The 15,704-nt window shown below is 59.7% G+C and carries 14 protein-coding genes; 11 read left to right on the top strand and 3 right to left on the bottom strand.

Going from position 1 to position 15,704, the window contains the following annotated elements; genetic code table 11:
- Nucleotides 1–21 precede the first annotated feature (21 nt).
- Both dapF and L8K08_RS12665 read left to right on the top strand, forming a co-directional pair.
- Entirely contained in the window at nucleotides 22–822 is an 801-nt protein-coding gene (gene dapF, locus L8K08_RS12670; RefSeq protein ID WP_242197335.1) for a diaminopimelate epimerase, read from the top strand.
- Between the two features lie 54 nt (nucleotides 823–876).
- Complete coding sequence (locus L8K08_RS12665; RefSeq protein ID WP_242197332.1) at nucleotides 877–2,082, top strand: YgcG family protein; 1,206 nt, start codon at nucleotides 877–879, stop codon at nucleotides 2,080–2,082.
- Between the two features lie 16 nt (nucleotides 2,083–2,098).
- On the opposite strand, the gene L8K08_RS12660 is transcribed toward L8K08_RS12665, so the two are convergent.
- On the bottom strand, nucleotides 2,099–2,395 hold the full coding sequence (locus L8K08_RS12660) for a hypothetical protein (protein ID WP_242197329.1): 297 nt from the start codon (nucleotides 2,393–2,395) through the stop codon (nucleotides 2,099–2,101).
- A 100-nt stretch (nucleotides 2,396–2,495) separates the two neighbouring features.
- Nucleotides 2,496–2,990 (bottom strand): DUF1543 domain-containing protein, encoded by a 495-nt coding sequence (locus tag L8K08_RS12655; protein ID WP_145164472.1) that lies wholly within the window; start codon nucleotides 2,988–2,990, stop codon nucleotides 2,496–2,498.
- Nucleotides 2,991–3,096: 106 nt separating this feature from the next.
- Between L8K08_RS12655 and L8K08_RS12650 the strand changes: the two genes are divergently transcribed.
- On the top strand, nucleotides 3,097–3,918 hold the full coding sequence (locus L8K08_RS12650) for an aldo/keto reductase (protein ID WP_145164470.1): 822 nt from the start codon (nucleotides 3,097–3,099) through the stop codon (nucleotides 3,916–3,918).
- 54 nt (nucleotides 3,919–3,972) lie between these two features.
- On the opposite strand, the gene L8K08_RS12645 is transcribed toward L8K08_RS12650, so the two are convergent.
- Nucleotides 3,973–4,488: an Hcp family type VI secretion system effector gene (locus L8K08_RS12645; protein WP_106577823.1), complete on the bottom strand. Its 516-nt coding sequence runs from the start codon at nucleotides 4,486–4,488 to the stop codon at nucleotides 3,973–3,975.
- A 476-nt stretch (nucleotides 4,489–4,964) separates the two neighbouring features.
- On the opposite strand from L8K08_RS12645, the gene tssA reads away from it, so the two are divergent.
- Genes tssA through L8K08_RS12605 form a run of 8 tightly spaced genes read left to right on the top strand, consistent with a single transcriptional unit; the run spans nucleotide 4,965 to nucleotide 15,698 of the window.
- Entirely contained in the window at nucleotides 4,965–6,518 is a 1,554-nt protein-coding gene (tssA, locus tag L8K08_RS12640; protein ID WP_242197326.1) for a type VI secretion system protein TssA, read from the top strand.
- A 32-nt stretch (nucleotides 6,519–6,550) separates the two neighbouring features.
- A complete protein-coding gene (gene tssB / locus L8K08_RS12635) occupies nucleotides 6,551–7,048 on the top strand; it encodes a type VI secretion system contractile sheath small subunit (RefSeq protein WP_242197322.1) in 498 nt (165 codons plus the stop codon).
- Nucleotides 7,049–7,075: 27 nt separating this feature from the next.
- On the top strand, nucleotides 7,076–8,554 hold the full coding sequence (tssC, locus tag L8K08_RS12630; protein ID WP_242197319.1) for a type VI secretion system contractile sheath large subunit: 1,479 nt from the start codon (nucleotides 7,076–7,078) through the stop codon (nucleotides 8,552–8,554).
- 14 nt (nucleotides 8,555–8,568) lie between these two features.
- Nucleotides 8,569–8,970 (top strand): type VI secretion system baseplate subunit TssE, encoded by a 402-nt coding sequence (tssE, locus tag L8K08_RS12625; RefSeq protein ID WP_242197316.1) that lies wholly within the window; start codon nucleotides 8,569–8,571, stop codon nucleotides 8,968–8,970.
- On the top strand, nucleotides 8,960–10,747 hold the full coding sequence (gene tssF / locus L8K08_RS12620) for a type VI secretion system baseplate subunit TssF (protein WP_242197314.1): 1,788 nt from the start codon (nucleotides 8,960–8,962) through the stop codon (nucleotides 10,745–10,747). The genes tssE and tssF overlap by 11 nt, the downstream gene beginning before the upstream one ends.
- Nucleotides 10,711–11,718, top strand: a complete 1,008-nt coding sequence (gene tssG, locus L8K08_RS12615) for a type VI secretion system baseplate subunit TssG (RefSeq protein WP_242197310.1) — start codon at nucleotides 10,711–10,713, stop codon at nucleotides 11,716–11,718. Before tssF ends, tssG begins: the two co-directional genes overlap by 37 nt.
- A gap of 12 nt (nucleotides 11,719–11,730) precedes the next feature.
- Nucleotides 11,731–14,169 carry an AAA family ATPase gene (locus L8K08_RS12610; protein WP_242197306.1) on the top strand — a complete coding sequence of 813 codons (2,439 nt, stop codon included), beginning with the start codon at nucleotides 11,731–11,733 and terminating at the stop codon, nucleotides 14,167–14,169.
- Nucleotides 14,166–15,698: a sigma 54-interacting transcriptional regulator gene (locus tag L8K08_RS12605; protein WP_242197303.1), complete on the top strand. Its 1,533-nt coding sequence runs from the start codon at nucleotides 14,166–14,168 to the stop codon at nucleotides 15,696–15,698. Before L8K08_RS12610 ends, L8K08_RS12605 begins: the two co-directional genes overlap by 4 nt.
- Nucleotides 15,699–15,704: the final 6 nt, after the last annotated feature.

Genomic DNA, 15,704 nt, shown 5'->3' with positions numbered 1-15,704 from the left:
CGCTCACCGACCGGACAGCCCATGACATTGCCCTTTGTGAAGATGCATGCCCATGGCGATGATTTCATCATCATCGACCGCCGTGGCCAGGACGACCCGATCACCGCGCAGGTCGCCCGCCGTCTGGGCGACCGCCACACCGGCATCGGTTTCAATCAGCTGGCGGTGATCCTCGACGGCGTTGACGCCGCCGCGCGTATCAAATTCTGGAACCCCAACGGCACGCCGCTGCAAACCTGCGGCAGTGCCACGCGAGGTGTCGCCGACCGCTTGATGCACGAAGCCGGCACCGATTCGATTGTGCTGCGCACCGACCGTGGCCTACTGACGTGCGTACGCGCGGCGGGCCAGCGGGTGTCGGTGGACATGGGCGCGCCGTTGCTGGAGTGGTCGTCAGTACCGCTGGCCGCCGCCATGCAGACCCTTCTCTTGCCGATCAAGGGCGACCCGGCGGCGTGCAGCATGGGCAACCCGCACTGTACGTTTTTTGTCGATGACCTCGCCGCCATCGACGTGGCAGCCGTAGGTCCGGCGCTGGAAACCCATGCGCTGTTTCCGGCCAGGACCAATGTGCATTTCGTGCAGGTGCTGGACCGCGCGCATGTTCGTCTGCGTATCTGGGAGCGCGGCGGCGGTGTGCCGCTGGGTTCCGGTTCGTGTTGCTGCGCCGCGGTGGTCAACGGGATCCGGCGCGGCCTGCTGGATGACACGGTGCAGGTGCAGTGCGACGGCGGCACGGTCACGGTGCAGTGGGACGGGCAGGGCGGTGTGGTATTGACCGGCAGCGTGCAGCCGATCATGCAGGGCACGGCCTACGTGTGAACGTGTCAATAAGGTAAAGTCGGCGCCTTCAGGATGAAACCTCAGGTATCAAACATGATGGCGATGCTGCGGCAATCCGTGTTGAGTCTACTGGCGCTGATGTTCATCGGCCTGCTGAGCACTGCCCAGGCGCAGACGTCGCCCATCGGCGTCGCCCTCGACCAGCGGGTGATCGACCTCACCAATACCCTCGACGCCAGCATCACCACGCGCCTCAAAGACCAACTCGCCGCCCTTGAACAGCGCAAAGGCGCGCAAGTCGCGGTACTGCTGGTGCCCACTACCGGCGGCGCGAGTATCGAGGATTACGCCAATCAACTGTTCCGCGCCTGGAAGCTGGGGCGCAAGGACGTCAACGACGGCATCCTGCTGGTGGTGGCGAAAGACGACCAAACGGTACGCATCGAGGTGGGCTATGGCCTGGAAGGCACGGTCACCGATCTGTTGGCCCATCGCATCATCGAAGAACACATCACGCCGGCGTTTCGCCAGGGCGACTACGCGGGCGGCGTGCAACAAGCGGTCAATGACTTGACTGTGCTGGTGGACGGCGGCGATCTGCCAAAGCAGGCCGCGCCGCAGGTCAACCCGCAGATCATCGCAGTACTGCTGGCATTTATCGCGGGCGCCATTGGCGGTGTGCTGATCGCTGCCGGCAAGCTGCACTGGCGCCGGGCGCTGATCGCCACCGTCGTGGTGACGGTGTTGCTGACGATTTATGCCGGCGGTCATGAGTGGCCGATGTACCTGCTGGTACTTGCGCTGACCCTGCTGATCGGCGGCGCCACGTTCGGCGCCCTGTGGCTGGCGCGTGCGGTGTTTTACTGCGTGGTGGGCGCGCTGGCATATATCGTCGGGTTGCTGGTGGTGGACCACTTTGTGGCGGTCAACTTCGTACACTGGCTGGCGTTGCCGTTTGGCGGCGCCTTGGTGCTGGCGTTGTACGTGGGGCTGTTCTTCGTCATCCGCGAGTCGTGGAAGACCAAACCACGCTTTTTTCTCGTGCGTGCGTTGGCCGTCGCGGCGGTTTATGTGGCGGTCGGTTTTATGCTGGGGCACGGCTACCAGGGCTGGATACTGGCGATACCGGCGGCATCGGTCGTGGCGTTCATTGTCTTTATCCAGAGCATTTCCGATGGCGGCTCGGGGTCGGGCGGAGGGTCTGGTTCGAGTTCCGGCAGCTCCGGTTCAAGCTCCAGCAGCAGCTCGTCCGGCGGCGGTGGTTCCAGTGGCGGCGGCGGCGCGTCGGGCAGTTGGTAAGCCGTTAGCGCGGCTTTTAGCCCACCCAGCCCTTGAAACTGAAGCCGGTATAGAACAGCTCCACGCCTTCGAAGCCGGCTCGGCTGATCAAGGCAGCGTCCTCCACGGGAGACAGCACCGGCAATTGTGCGCTGATCGCCGTTATCGCCCGCTCGGCATCCGCCGTGGGCACGCCGGAGTCCACGGCAAACGCGGCGTAGCGTTTCAACCAGCGGGCTTTTTCCTGCGCTGCCTGCGGGAAACTGTGGTGTGCCACGATCAGCGGCGCGCCCGGCAATACGGCGCTGAACAGGGCGATAAAGGCTTTATGCATGGCGGACCCACCTTGAGTTGTGCGTGTTATCAGGTCGGGACTGATTGCACTGTCAGGCAGGTCGAGGGTGGGCGCCATACCCCGTTCGGGTAGGGATAACTCAGGGCAGGACGATGTAGTCGTTCTGTTGCACGATTGGCCTGTGCGAACCTTGCACCAGGTGCAGGTAGCGACCGTCGACCAGGTCGATGGGCAGGCAGTCGTCAATATCCATCACGCCGTCGGTATGGGCCTGGGACCAATGGCGCAGCATCTGCTGTTTCCCCTTGCTCTTCGCTTCCTTTTTGTCGCGGGCGACCACCAGCAAATAGTGATGGGCTTCGCCGAAAGCGTTGGCTTCGTAGCCGCCCAGGTTGATGAAGTACAGATGGTGCGCGCCGGCAGGCGGGGCCAGGTGGCTAAGTTCAACTTTCCAGCCATCAACGCCATCCACTGCCATCCAGGAGTCGATGTGCACACCCTTGGGGCTGCCAAACCAACCATCGCGCAATTGCGGGTAGGTGTCTTGCAGTGTGTTCGCTACAGCGAACACCACATCGTGAACTTCAATTCTGGCCCGCGGGTGCTTGCCCCCGAGCATCACGACAAACAGCATTGCAGGTCCTTCCTGGCGACTTTTCAGAGGGCAACCATACTTCGATTGAACCCTTTTGTCCGCCCAATGCCACATTGTTAATCCGCGAACTCATCAGGAGGTTGTCATGCGCACCATCGATCTGGCCGGCGTTCCCGTCCCTGTCATCGGCCAGGGGACCTGGCGCATGGGCGAAAACCCGGACCGGCGCAGCGCCGAGGTTGCCGCGTTGCAGTTGGGTATCGACGAGGGCATGACCCTGATCGATACCGCCGAAATGTATGGCGAAGGCGGAGCCGAGGAAGTGGTCGGCGAAGCCATTCGCGGTAAACGTGATCAGGTGTTCCTCGTCAGCAAGGTCTATCCGCACAATGCCAGTCGCAAGGGCGTGCCCCGTGCCTGCGAAGCCAGCCTGCAGCGCCTGGGTACCGATTACATCGACCTGTATCTGTTGCACTGGCGGGGCCAGTATCCCCTCGAAGAAACCGTCGAAGCCTTCGAAACATTACGTCAGGCCGGCAAGATCGGCCGTTGGGGCGTCTCCAATTTTGACGTGGCAGATCTGCAGGAACTTGCGTCCCCGGCGTGTGCAACCAACCAAGTGCTCTACAACATTGAAGAGCGCGGTATCGAGTTCGACTTGCTGCCATGGTGGCAACAGCACCATTTGCCGCTGATGGCTTACTGCCCGATCGCCCAGGGGGGTGAGTTGTTGTCCAGCCCGACGCTCAAGCAGATCGCCCGTCGCCATGAGGTCACGCCCGCTCAAGTATCCCTTGCCTGGGTGTTGCGTCAGGACGGCGTGATCGCAATTCCCAAGGCTGTTACGCCCGAGCATGTGCGGCTCAACGCCGGTGCCGCGAACCTCAAGCTCGATGAGCACGATCTGGACGCGATCGACCGCGTGTTCGGCGCACCCAAGCGCAAGCATCCGCTGGCAATGGTCTAGCCAACCAAGCAGGCGCGGCGCCGTCCCTGGCGGCCGCTTCTGCCTGACCCGATGTTAGCCGGCTACCGGACTACGCCAGTCGTCCGAGCCTGAAGTACCGGCGACTTCGTGGGTCCAGACGATCTTGCGGTAAGTGAAATACACATCCTCCAAATGGGTGAAATGAGCGTTGTCCGGGTCCTGGCAGTTGGGCATCCGCGATTGAATGTCCACGATGGTTGCGCCTTCCAGTTCGGTGGTGAAGTAATGCTCCTGGGTGCCAGCCGAGGAGGTACGGAACCATTCCAGTCGACATGACACTTCTTCACCCGTGGTCAGCGCGCTGAATAGCAGCGGTGAGGACTTGTCGAAGACCTTGCTGACCATCAGAGGCTTATGAACCCTTTGGCCGGTCGGCTGGCCCGATTGTGGGTCGCGGGGAATGATCACCTGGTGGGCAAACGCCTGCACGAGGATCTGATCCTCATGACCTTCCTGATAAATATTGCCTACCGAGTCCTGAGTAAATGTGCCTGCCGTGATCAAGCCTTGCTTGACACCGGTGATAGTAAGGTACGCGGGTGTTGGCATGACTGGTTTCCTTGCCTGATTGAGTAGGTAATTCCGACGGCGTGTTTGCCAGCGGGCAATTGCCTATAACAAAAAGCGTGCCTGAAATAATGAGAGCCAATGGAATAAAGGGGTTGGGGTAGTTGTTAGTTTAAATATATAAAAGTTGTCGTCGGTTGGCGCTTATTTTCGTGTCGATGTTTGCGTGAGTGTGCGCAGTTAGTTGCTCATGCTGTTTTATTAATGAGTACACGGGTGCGCAAGGTATTCGGTTTTATCACTGCGCGTGAAGTGCGCAAATAGCTGCGCAGGCCCGTTTTTATTGGCTTTTTAGGAAATTGCTTAAGTGCGGGCTCACCGCTTGATGATTGATTCTTGTATGGCTAAGGTTCGCCTACTTCGTCACGTGCTGGACGAAGATTAATTGGCCTTCTAATGCGTATGTGGATTGCGGTTAGTTTGTCGCCCTTGCCTTGAACAGTTATGTGCGGACCGGAATGGTTTATTCAGACACGCTCTACGCTTATCACCTTGAACTTGCGCGCTTACCCTGTTCGTCAGGGGGCTTTGCCGGCTGTGATATGCGTTTTTCGAGTGAGTATGAAGCCCTGGAGTCCGAACTCGGCAAGGCACATTCGATACATGGTGCAGGCGTGCCGGATTGGCAGCGCGTCAGCGAGCTCGGCGAGCGGGTTTTGCGTGAGCACTCCAAGGATCTGCGCGTCGCCGTCTGGTTGACCTGGGCGTTGCACCAGCGCGATTCATTCCCCGGGCTTCTGGCGGGCCTCGGCGTACTGCTTCATCTGTGCAAGCATCACTGGGCGATTGTCTACCCTGCTAAATCACGTACGCGTATGGCTGCGTTTGGTTGGCTGGTGTTGCGGCTCGACCCCCTGTTCACGAAGCATCTTTCGCTTACCGATCAAGTGCCATTGTTTCAGGCGCTCCTGGAACACCTGGAAAGTCTCGACGAGCTGTGGCGTGAACATCTGAGGGACGACGCGCCCTTGTTGTTACCGATCCGCAGGCAACTGTCGGAGCGTTTGGCGCTTGCCCTGCAGGGCGGTTCCGAGCCGCGTGGTGTTGCGGGTGCCATCGCTCAGGTCAAGCAGGTGGCAACGCAGCTGCTGAGGCCTGAACAGCCGGTCAATAACGAAAAAGACGCGCAAAAACTGTTGCGGGCATTGCAGGAGCAGGCTCGGCCACTGTGCGCCTGGTGGCTGCGCCAGAGTGCCACTGATCTGCGTGCCTTGCGCCTGAGCCGCACCCTGGCCTGGCTGGCGCTTACCAACTATCCCGACGCCAACAGTGAGCGAGTAACCGCTTTGCACGGGCTTCCTCACGACAAACTCAAACGCTACCAGAACCGTCTGACCCAAGGTCATCACGCCGACCTTTTGCTTGAGCTTGAAGCGAGCCTGGCCGGTGCGTTGTTCTGGTTTGACGGGTTGCGTATGGCCTGGGAGTGCCTCGAAGCCCTGCAGGCAGAGTGGGCCATGACCGAGCTGGAAATGAGTTTTTCGTTGTTGTTGCAGCGCCTGCCGAGTCTGCCGGAGTTCAGGTTTGATGACGGCACCCCATTTGCCGACCCCGCGACGTGCGATTGGATCACGCTCCACGTCCTTCGCCACGTACATAAAGCCGAGCCTTCAACCGCCGTCATTGACGCCGGAAACGAGCCCTGGGAGACGGCCTTGCAGGCCGTTATGTCCAGGCTGCGCAAGGAGGGCCTGAAGGCGGCGATTGCCACGCTCAAAGAAGGACTGCACGCCGCCCGCGGCGACCGGACCCGCTTTCATTGGCGATTGGCGCTGGCCAGATTGTGCATACGAGCAGGCAAACATGAACTGGGCAGGATCCAGCTCGAACAACTGGACCTTGAATTACAACAGGCGGGCCTGGAGCGCTGGGAGCCAGAACTGGCCTTTCAAGTCTCCCGGCTCCTGTATCGCTGTTATGACCTTTTGCCACAAGACCATGCCGTGCGCGAGCGCAAGGAAGTCACCCATCGCAGGTTGTGCCACTTCGATCTTGAAGCGGTGCTTGATTAGGCTCGCGAGCCTACCGAAAAAGGAGAAACACCATGCTCAAAGACGGTTCGGTAGCACCCAAGGAACGTATCAATATCACCTTCAAACCTGCCATTGGCGGTGTGCAGGAGGAAGTCGAACTGCCACTGAAGTTACTGGTGCTGGGCGATTTCAGCCAGCGCGAAGATCTGCGCAAACTTGAGGATCGAAAGCCCATTGCTATCGACAAAAACACCCTTGATGAGGTGTTGGCCAAACAAGCGCTGAGCTTGACATTGAGCGTTCCGAATCGATTGCAGGAGGAGGGTGGCATCGAGGAGCTATCCGTCGAGGTTCGGATTAACGCGATGAAGGACTTCAACCCCGCAAACCTGGTTGAACAAATACCCGAATTGCAAAAGTTGATGGCGTTGCGTGAGGCGTTGATGGCACTCAAGGGGCCGCTGGGTAACACGCCAAGCTTTCGCAAAGCCATTGAGCAGGCGCTGGCCGATGACGAGTCTCGTGCGCGCGTACTCGCCGAGCTGGGGCTGAGCGGCCCGACCACCTGAACCCTTCAGTAAAAGGACACTGACACCATGACGACCACTCAACAGAACCTGCAGCCGGCCCAGGCTGGCGGCGAGTACAGCATCCTCGACACTATCATCGCCCAGACATTATTAAGCGCCGATGACGAGGCCTACGGCATTGCCAAGCGCGGCGTGTCGGCCTTCATCGAAGAGTTGCTCAAACCCCATAACAGCGCTGAGCCAGTGAAGAAACGCCTGGTTGACCGGATGATCGCCGAGATTGATACCAAGCTCAGCCAGCAAATGGACGAGATTCTTCATCATCCGGATTTCCAGGCGCTGGAGGCTTCCTGGAGAGGCCTGCAGTTGCTGATCGACCGCACCAATTTTCGAGAAAACATCAAGATCGAGCTGCTCAATGTCTCGCGTCAAGACCTGCTGGATGACTTTGAAGACTCGCCGGAAATTACCCAGTCCGGGCTGTACAAGCATATCTACAGTGCTGAGTACGGACAATTTGGTGGCCAGCCGGTGGGCGCGATCATCGCCAATTACTTCCTTTCACCCAGTGCGCCTGATGTGAAGTTGATGCAATACGCTTCAAGCGTTGCCTGCATGGCCCACGCGCCCTTTATCGCTGCTGCGGGGCCGGCTTTTTTCGGATTGGAAAGCTTTACTGGGTTACCTGACCTCAAGGATCTCAGGGATCATTTCGAAGGCCCGCAGTTTGCCAAATGGCAAAGTTTTCGTCAGAGCGAAGATGCCCGCTATATCGGCCTCACTGTGCCACGCTTTCTACTGCGAACCCCTTACGATCCGATTGATTGCCCAGTTAAAACCTTTGCCTACCAAGAGAACGTGGTGAACAGCCACGAGCACTACCTCTGGGGCAATACGGCCTACGCCTTTGCCACGCGCCTGACTGAAAGTTTTGCGCGCTTTCGCTGGTGCCCGAACATTATCGGCCCGCAAAGTGGCGGCGCGGTAGAAGACTTGCCATTGCATCATTTTCAGAGCATGGGCGAGATCGAAACCAAGATTCCTACAGAGGTACTGGTTTCGGACCGGCGCGAGTACGAACTGGCGCAAGAGGGGTTTATTGCCCTGACCATGCGCAAGGGCAGTGACAACGCGGCGTTCTTTTCGGCCAGCTCGGTCCAGAAACCCAAAACCTTCGGCATCAGTGAAGAGGGCAAGGCAGCCGAACTCAATTACCGGCTCGGCACCCAGTTGCCCTACATGATGGTGGTCAACCGTCTGGCGCACTACCTCAAGGTCTTGCAGCGCGAGCAACTGGGCTCCTGGAAAGAACGCACGGACCTGGAGCTGGAGCTCAACAAGTGGATTCGCCAATACGTGGCCGATCAGGAAAACCCCAGTGCCGAAGTGCGCGGTCGCCGGCCATTGCGGGCAGCACGCATTGTTGTCAGTGATGTCGACGGAGAGCCAGGCTGGTATCGGGTCAACCTGAGTGTGCGCCCTCATTTCAAGTACATGGGGGCTGACTTCACGTTGTCCCTGGTCGGCAAGCTCGATAAAGAATGAGCAGAAGCCGGCGGATGCCCCATAACGTGAGCCTTTTCGAGCGTCTCGAAGGCGATGCATCAACCCAGCGGTGCAGTGTGGCATCCGTCGCCGCACACCTGGGGAAAATGCTCAGCACCCGGGCAGGCAGTGTTCAGACACTGCCCGATTATGGTTTGCCCGATCTCAATGACATGCGGCTTAGCCTGCACGAGTCCTTGATCCGCTCACGCGCCTTGATCGAGCGATTCATCCGTGCCTACGAGCCGCGACTGGCAAATGTACAGGTCAAGGTGCTGCCGCGTGCTACTGAACCTCTGGCCCTGGCCTTTGCGATCGAAGCCGCGCTGATCGTTGACGGTGTCACACGGCCCGTTGTGTTCCAGGCGCGCCTGGTGGATGGCGGGCGGGTTGAGGTCTGCGCCGATGGGCTTTAACCGTTACTTCCAAAGCGAGCTCAGCGCCCTGCGGCACCTCGGGCGGCGTTTCGCCGAGCGTAATCCCGCACTGGCGCCGTTTCTGGCTGAAAGCGGCCAGGACCCGGATGTTGAGCGATTGCTGGAGGGGTTTGCGTTTCTGACCGGTCGCCTGCGCCAGAAGTTGGACGACGAGCTGCCGGAGCTGACGCATTCCTTGATGCATTTGCTGTGGCCCAATTACATGCGGCCAATACCCGCCTTCAGCATCCTGCAATTTGACCCATTGAAACGTGCAGGTCCCGCCGTTCGGGTTGCCCGTGATACGGCGGTAGAAAGTGTTCTTATCCAGGGTGAGCGGTGTCGCTTCAGGACGTGCTACACCACTGATGTCATGCCACTGCAACTCACAGGTCTGGACTTCAAGTGCCAGGGTGACGGGGCATGGTTGGATTTGCACCTGGACATGAGTGTCGAGGGTAACTTCAGCCAGTTAACCTTTGACTCACTGCGACTGCACCTGTCGGGCGACCGCTACATCAGCCAGGGGCTCTACCTCAGTTTGCTGCGACATCTGGATGGCATTCACTTGCTGTTACTGGATGGCGAAGGGGGGCCGGTCAAGGGCAACGATGGGCAACCAATGACGGTGCGGCTGGGCGCTGCCCAGGTCAAGCCGGTGGGGTTTTCGCAAGACGAGGCGTTGATACCGTATCCACAGAATACGTTTCGCGGTTACCGCCATCTGCAGGAGTACTTCGCCTTTCCCGAAAAGTACCTGTTTGTCGATATCGAGGGGCTGGGTGTCCTGCACACACTTGCCCCTGAACGGCTCGGCCAGGTCCGCGGCATGGTGCTGCGCTTTGAACTGCGCACCCACGGGCACGCACTGCAACAGCCCACGCTGGACAACGTGAAGTTGTATTGCACGCCCATTGCCAACTTGTTCAAACATGATGCGGTCCCCATTCGCCTGAATGGAAAAGAGGATGAGTACCTTCTGGTGCCGGGGGAATATACCCCGGGCAATGCCGCCGTGTTTTCCGTCGACAGTGTCACTGGCTGGCGCCCTGGCGGGTTGGGTTACCAGGCCTATGTGCCGTTCGAATCCTTTGAGCATGACTGGGGGGTTGACCGATCTACAGCGCCGGCCAGCTACAGCATTCGCCAGCGCTCGTCGCAGCAGCATGGAGGGCTCGACACCTGGATGGGGTTTGGCAGTCGCGAAGGTAAAGTCCAGGAAACGTTGTCGATCGAAATGACTTGCACCAACTGCAACCTGCCTCGGCAGTTGCAGCCAGGCGACATCAACCAACCCTGCGAGCAGGCACCGGAATCACTGACGTTTTGCAACATCACCGCACCAACGGCGACCTTCGCGCCGCCGCTGGACCAGGATTTCCTGTGGAAGCTGATCAGCAATATGTCGCTCAACTATCTGTCGTTGACCGATATCAATGCCTTGAAAGTGATTCTCGAAACCTATGACCTACCGCGCTATCACGATCGGCAGGCGCAAAAGGTCAGTCAGACAAGGCTCGGTGCGCTGCAGTCCATTAGCCATGAGCCGGTTGACCGACTGCACCGTGGGTTACCCATTCGCGGCCTACGTGTGGAATTGACAGTCGACCCCCAGGGGTTTCTCGGTCAGGGCGATCTGTTTGTGTTCGCCTCGGTCCTCAATGAGTTCTTTGCGCTCTACGCCAGCCTCAACTCTTATCACGAGTTACGAGTCATCAGCACACAAGGAGACGTGTACCTATGGCCATCCCGCATGGGGCAACAGCCCCTGCTTTGAATGCGCTCTGTTGCGGCATTCGTGAGTACACACTGTTCCAGGCAATTGAGCAGGTGATTGAGCGATTGCGCGAAGCTCATCCGCTGATGGATGAAGACGCGCTGTACGACCTGTTGGAATTTCAGGCCAATCCAGGTCTGGGGTTTGCCGGACACGATATCGATCGCGTGGCGTTCTTTATGGAGCGCGGGCAATTACGCGCTCGCCTGCGGCTCAACATATTGGGTTTGGTCGGGGCCGGGTCACCGCTGCCAGCGTTCTATGCAGAGCAGGCGTTTGGCGAGCTTTCCGGCGGTAACCCCACTCGCGACTTCCTCGACCTATTCCACCACCGACTGCATCGGCTGATGTGGCCGATCTGGCGTAAATATCGCTATCGAGCATGTTTCCAGACTGGCGCGAGCGATGCGTTCTCGGAGCAGATGTTTGCGCTGATCGGCCTGGGTGGCAACGCGATACGAGGTACCACGCAACTGGACTGCAAACGCCTGTTGCCTTACCTGGGGCTGTTGAGTTTGCGCGTGCATTCGGCCGCCTTGATCGAAGCCGTGCTGCGGTACTACTTCAAGCATGCCCCGGTGTTCATCGAACAATGGGTTGAGCGCCGTGTGGAGGTTGCCCATTTTCAGCGCAATAGCCTCGGTATCACCCGCTGCGAACTCGGTGAGGATCTGGTGCTGGGGCATCAGGTCAGCGACCGCAGCGGGAAGTTCAGGGTGCATGTCCTGGCGCTGAGCTGGCAGCAGTTTCACGCGTTCCTGCCCACGGGAAAGGGCTACCAGCCCTTGTGTTCACTGGTGCGGTTAACCACGCGAGACCCGTTGGAATACGACCTGCGCCTGGTGCTTGCCGCCGGTGAGATCAGAGCCCTGCATATTGGCGCGCGCAATGTCTGTCGCCTGGGCTGGACCAGTTGGTTGGACCATGAGCAAGCCGACGGTGTGGTCGCGTTTGCTGGCAACTTTCATTAGGGACGGGTGATTATGATCAATGTGGACCTGCAACAGCTTATACGCACGCTGACAACCCAGGTACGTCGCGACCTGGAGCGTTCCTCGGAACGTTGTGTAAACCGCGGTGGCCGAGAAGTACTCGTCGAAGACCTGCTGCTTACCTTGCTTGAGCAGCCCGGCGGCCTGCTGGCCAAGGCCCTGGCCGACGCTGATGTGCCGATGAGCGAATTGCAAGCAACGTTGCAGCCAAGAAGTGAGCAGAGTGCAACCCGCAATCCGGTCTTCTCTCAGGCGCTGGTGCATTGGTTGCAACAAGCGTTGATGGTTGCCCATCTCGAGCTGGGGCAACGCTTTGTGGATGAGGGCGCCCTGTTGCTGGCGCTGTTGCGTCATCCGCTGGAGTACGCCGGTGCTGGCTATCAGGCCGTGCTGGGCCGCCTGGATGCAGAGCGTGTACGGGATTTTCTCGCCAGCCAGGAATCTGCGGCTGATCCGTTGGCGACAGAATCGTTGTTGCAGCGTTTTACGCATGACCTCACAGGCCAGGCGCGTGAAGGTCTGATTGATCCGGTGCTGTGTCGCGACGGTGAAATTCGGCAACTGATTGACATTCTTGTGCGACGCCGCAAGAACAACCCGATCCTGGTCGGGGAGGCCGGGGTAGGCAAAACAGCGATTGTCGAAGGCCTTGCGCTGAAAATTGTCGCTTCGCAGGTGCCCGATGCCCTCAAGGCTGTTCGCGTACTGACCCTGGACATGGGGCTCCTGCAAGCGGGCGCCAGCCTCAAGGGCGAGTTCGAGCGGCGGCTCAAAGGCGTGATTGATGAAGTCAACGCCTCGCCGCAGGCCGTGATCCTGTTTATCGATGAAGCCCATACGCTGGTCGGCGCAGGAGGCCCGGCAGGCGGTTCCGACGCGGCCAATCTGCTTAAGCCTGCGTTGGCTCGAGGCGCTCTGCGCACCATTGCGGCCACCACCTGGTCGGAATACAAGCAATACATTGAGAAAGACCCGGCATTGGCGCGTCGTTTCCAGCCAGTGCTGGTCGGTGAGCCGAGTGTCGAGGAAGCCGTGTCGATCCTGCGCGGTCTGGTTCCGGTGTATGAGGCAAGCCATGTTGTCTACGTCCGCGATGATGCCGTCGTAGCGGCGGCACACCTGAGCGCTCGTTATCTGGCGGGCCGCCAGTTGCCGGACAAGGCCGTGGATGTGCTGGACACCGCCTGCGCACGAGTGCGCACGCGTCAGGCAATGCCCCCCGAGGCGCTGCAAAACCTGCACGCGGAACGGGCGGAAGGCACGCGGCAACATGAGGCGTTAAGCCGGGACGCCGAGGCGGGGCTGCTGGTGGATTCTCAGGCATTGCAAGCGCTGGGCCGACGCTTGGACGCCATCGAGCAGGAACGTCAGGTAGTGGAGCAGCAGCGGATTCAACAGGCTGGCCAGTCATCGGACAAACTTGAGGTGTGCCCGCGTTTGATCGCCGAGGTGGTCAGTGCCTGGACCGGCATTCCGGTTGAGCAGCTGGCGCTGGAGCCCAACGAAAAGGTATTGAGCCTTGCTGCTGCCCTGCGCACGCGCATTCTGGGGCAGGAGCACGCCGTGCAGGTGCTTGATCGTGCCTTGCGGGCGGTTGCTGCGGGCCTCAACAACGCGGATGCGCCGGTGGGTGTGTTTCTGCTGGTGGGCCCCAGTGGCGTCGGCAAAACCGAAACAGCGCTGGCATTGGCGCAGCTTCTGTATGGCGGTGAGCGGTTCGTGACCACCATCAATATGTCGGAATACCAGGAGAAGCACGCGCTGTCCCGTTTGATCGGTGCGCCACCGGGCTACGTCGGTTATGGCGAAGGTGGAGTCCTGACCGAGGCTGTGCGCAAACGGCCTTATTCAGTGGTACTGCTCGACGAGGTCGAGAAAGCCGACCCCGAGGTGTTGAACCTGTTTTACCAGGTCTTTGACAAGGGCCGCGCCAACGATGGTGAAGGCAGAGAAATAGATTTTCGCAACACGCTGATCCTGATGACTTCCAACCTTGGCAGCGACTGCATCAACGAACTGTGTGAAAACGGTCGGCGGCCTGAGGCCCAGGTGTTGCAGGACGCTATACAGCCCGTGTTGCGTAGCCACTTCAAATCGGCCCTGCTGGCCCGGATGCGTGTCGTGCCGTATTACCCGATTGCCGGTCCAGTCCTGCATGAGGTGGTAAAGCTCAAACTGGCAAGCCTCGGTGAGCGGTTGCATCGGCGCAAGTTGGCCCTGACGTGGTCCCCTGAGCTGATCGCGCATATGGCCGAGCGCTGCGGGGACCGTGACAGTGGTGCGCGGTACATCGATCAATGGATCGAGCGCTACTTGCTGCCGCAAATGGTCGATCGCGTTCTGAGTGCCATGGCCACGGATGAATCCTTGTCGTGGGTGCGTGCAGGGTTGGATGGCAATGGCCTGCCTAGCTGTGAGTTCGGCCAATGACGCACGCTATGTTGACCCAAGTGGCCGAACCGCTGGTGTACGCCGCCGCCTTGCTGGACGGCTTCACGCGCGTGAGCCAGGAAAGTGACCCGACGACGTTGCCAGGCCTATGTGCTGTGAGCGCTGCGCACCTGAGCCAGTGCGAGCTCACTCAGCTGTACCTGGTGGATGAGGTGACTGGCCAATTCGAGCTTATTGCTCAACATTTGCCTGAGGCGCTGCCGTGCGGCGAACCGACTTCACGTCCGCTAGTGCAAAACCAACAGCTGTTGCACTACGTCCTGAGAACGCGTTGTTGCCTGGGCCTCGATGACGTCGGAAGCAGCCTCTATGACAGCGGCTTTTTGCCGGCGGCGCGGGCACCTTGGCGTGCGCTATTGTGTGTTCCGCTGTTCAACCGCACCAATGCCGTCACAGGCGTACTCCTGTGCGCGAGCTGGCGTGTGACGCCACTGCTGGGTTACGCGCCATCGCTGGGTCAATTCGGCAGTTTCGCCGTGAACCAACTGCTTATGCTGCGTCGCATGCAACCGGCGCCAGCCATTGCCCGTTCACCGCGCGGTGGGTCGACTGCAGGGGCCTATGGCTTGATCGGCAACAGCGCTGCGATGGAAGAAACCTGCCACCTGATCGGCAAAGTCCTGCAGACCCCTTATACGGTGCTGTTGCGTGGTGAGACCGGCACCGGCAAAGAGGTCGTGGCGCGGGCGATTCACACGGCCGGGCCACGCAGTGCCCAGGCATTCGTGGTGCAAAATTGCGCTGCGTTTCCAGAAGGTTTGCTCGAGAGCGAACTGTTTGGCTACCGCAAAGGGGCATTCACCGGTGCCGAGCGCAACTATGCGGGGCTGTTCGACGCCGCGCATGGCGGTACGTTGCTGCTGGATGAAATCGGCGACATGCCGCTGTCATTGCAGGCCAAGTTGCTGCGGGTCTTGCAGGAGGGCGAGATCCGCCCGTTGGGCGCCAGCGTCGCGCATAATGTTGACGTGCGCATCATTGCCGCGACCCACCGCGACCTCGCTGCAATGGTGGCGCAAGGCAGTTTTCGTGAAGACCTTTATTACCGGCTCGCACAGTTCCCCATTCAATTGCCTGCCTTGCGTGAACGCGATGGCGATGTGTTGCAACTGGCGCGGCACTTCGCCGACAAGGCGTGCGCGGCGCTGGGGCGGGCGCCTGTCGATTGGTCCAATACCGCCCTTGATCAACTGTCGAGCCATGGCTTTCCCGGCAATGTCCGCGAGCTCAAGTGTCTGGTGGAACGCGCAGTGCTGCTGTGTGACGACGGTGTGATTCTGCCGGCGCATTTGTCGTTGCCACTGGCCCCGGATGCGACCGATGCCGTTGATGTGACGCTACGCCAGCGTATGGAGCGAGTGGAACGCGTATTTCTGATTGATTGCTTGCACAAGAACCGTGGCAATCGAACCCGCACTGCCCGTGAACTGGGGGTTGCTCGGCGCACGCTGCTCTATCGTCTCGCGCGCTTGAACATTCCTTTCGACGATGCCAGAGGCGAGGGCTGAAGTGTG

Origin of the sequence: Pseudomonas sp. TREG-RG-20F-10-E-6-01, from assembly GCF_022662455.1 — a bacterium.
Classification (GTDB): Bacteria; Pseudomonadota; Gammaproteobacteria; order Pseudomonadales; family Pseudomonadaceae; genus Aquipseudomonas.
The sequence above is the reverse complement of the archived record's forward strand: the minus strand, read 5'-3'. Positions and strand labels throughout refer to the sequence as shown.

Bases quoted from the DNA above. Each gene is read 5' to 3' on its own strand.
- tssG (WP_242197310.1), top strand. From the start codon at position 10,711: ATGGCCATCCCGCATGGGGCAACAGCCCCTGCTTTGAATGCGCTCTGT.
- tssB (WP_242197322.1), top strand. From the start codon at position 6,551: ATGCTCAAAGACGGTTCGGTAGCACCCAAGGAACGTATCAATATCACC.
- tssE (WP_242197316.1), top strand. From the start codon at position 8,569: ATGCCCCATAACGTGAGCCTTTTCGAGCGTCTCGAAGGCGATGCATCA.
- L8K08_RS12665 (WP_242197332.1), top strand. From the start codon at position 877: ATGATGGCGATGCTGCGGCAATCCGTGTTGAGTCTACTGGCGCTGATG.
- tssC (WP_242197319.1), top strand. From the start codon at position 7,076: ATGACGACCACTCAACAGAACCTGCAGCCGGCCCAGGCTGGCGGCGAG.
- L8K08_RS12610 (WP_242197306.1), top strand. From the start codon at position 11,731: ATGATCAATGTGGACCTGCAACAGCTTATACGCACGCTGACAACCCAG.
- L8K08_RS12650 (WP_145164470.1), top strand. From the start codon at position 3,097: ATGCGCACCATCGATCTGGCCGGCGTTCCCGTCCCTGTCATCGGCCAG.
- L8K08_RS12655 (WP_145164472.1), bottom strand. From the start codon at position 2,990: ATGCTGTTTGTCGTGATGCTCGGGGGCAAGCACCCGCGGGCCAGAATT.
- L8K08_RS12605 (WP_242197303.1), top strand. From the start codon at position 14,166: ATGACGCACGCTATGTTGACCCAAGTGGCCGAACCGCTGGTGTACGCC.
- dapF (WP_242197335.1), top strand. From the start codon at position 22: ATGACATTGCCCTTTGTGAAGATGCATGCCCATGGCGATGATTTCATC.
- tssA (WP_242197326.1), top strand. From the start codon at position 4,965: ATGGTTTATTCAGACACGCTCTACGCTTATCACCTTGAACTTGCGCGC.
- tssF (WP_242197314.1), top strand. From the start codon at position 8,960: ATGGGCTTTAACCGTTACTTCCAAAGCGAGCTCAGCGCCCTGCGGCAC.
- L8K08_RS12660 (WP_242197329.1), bottom strand. From the start codon at position 2,395: ATGCATAAAGCCTTTATCGCCCTGTTCAGCGCCGTATTGCCGGGCGCG.
- L8K08_RS12645 (WP_106577823.1), bottom strand. From the start codon at position 4,488: ATGCCAACACCCGCGTACCTTACTATCACCGGTGTCAAGCAAGGCTTG.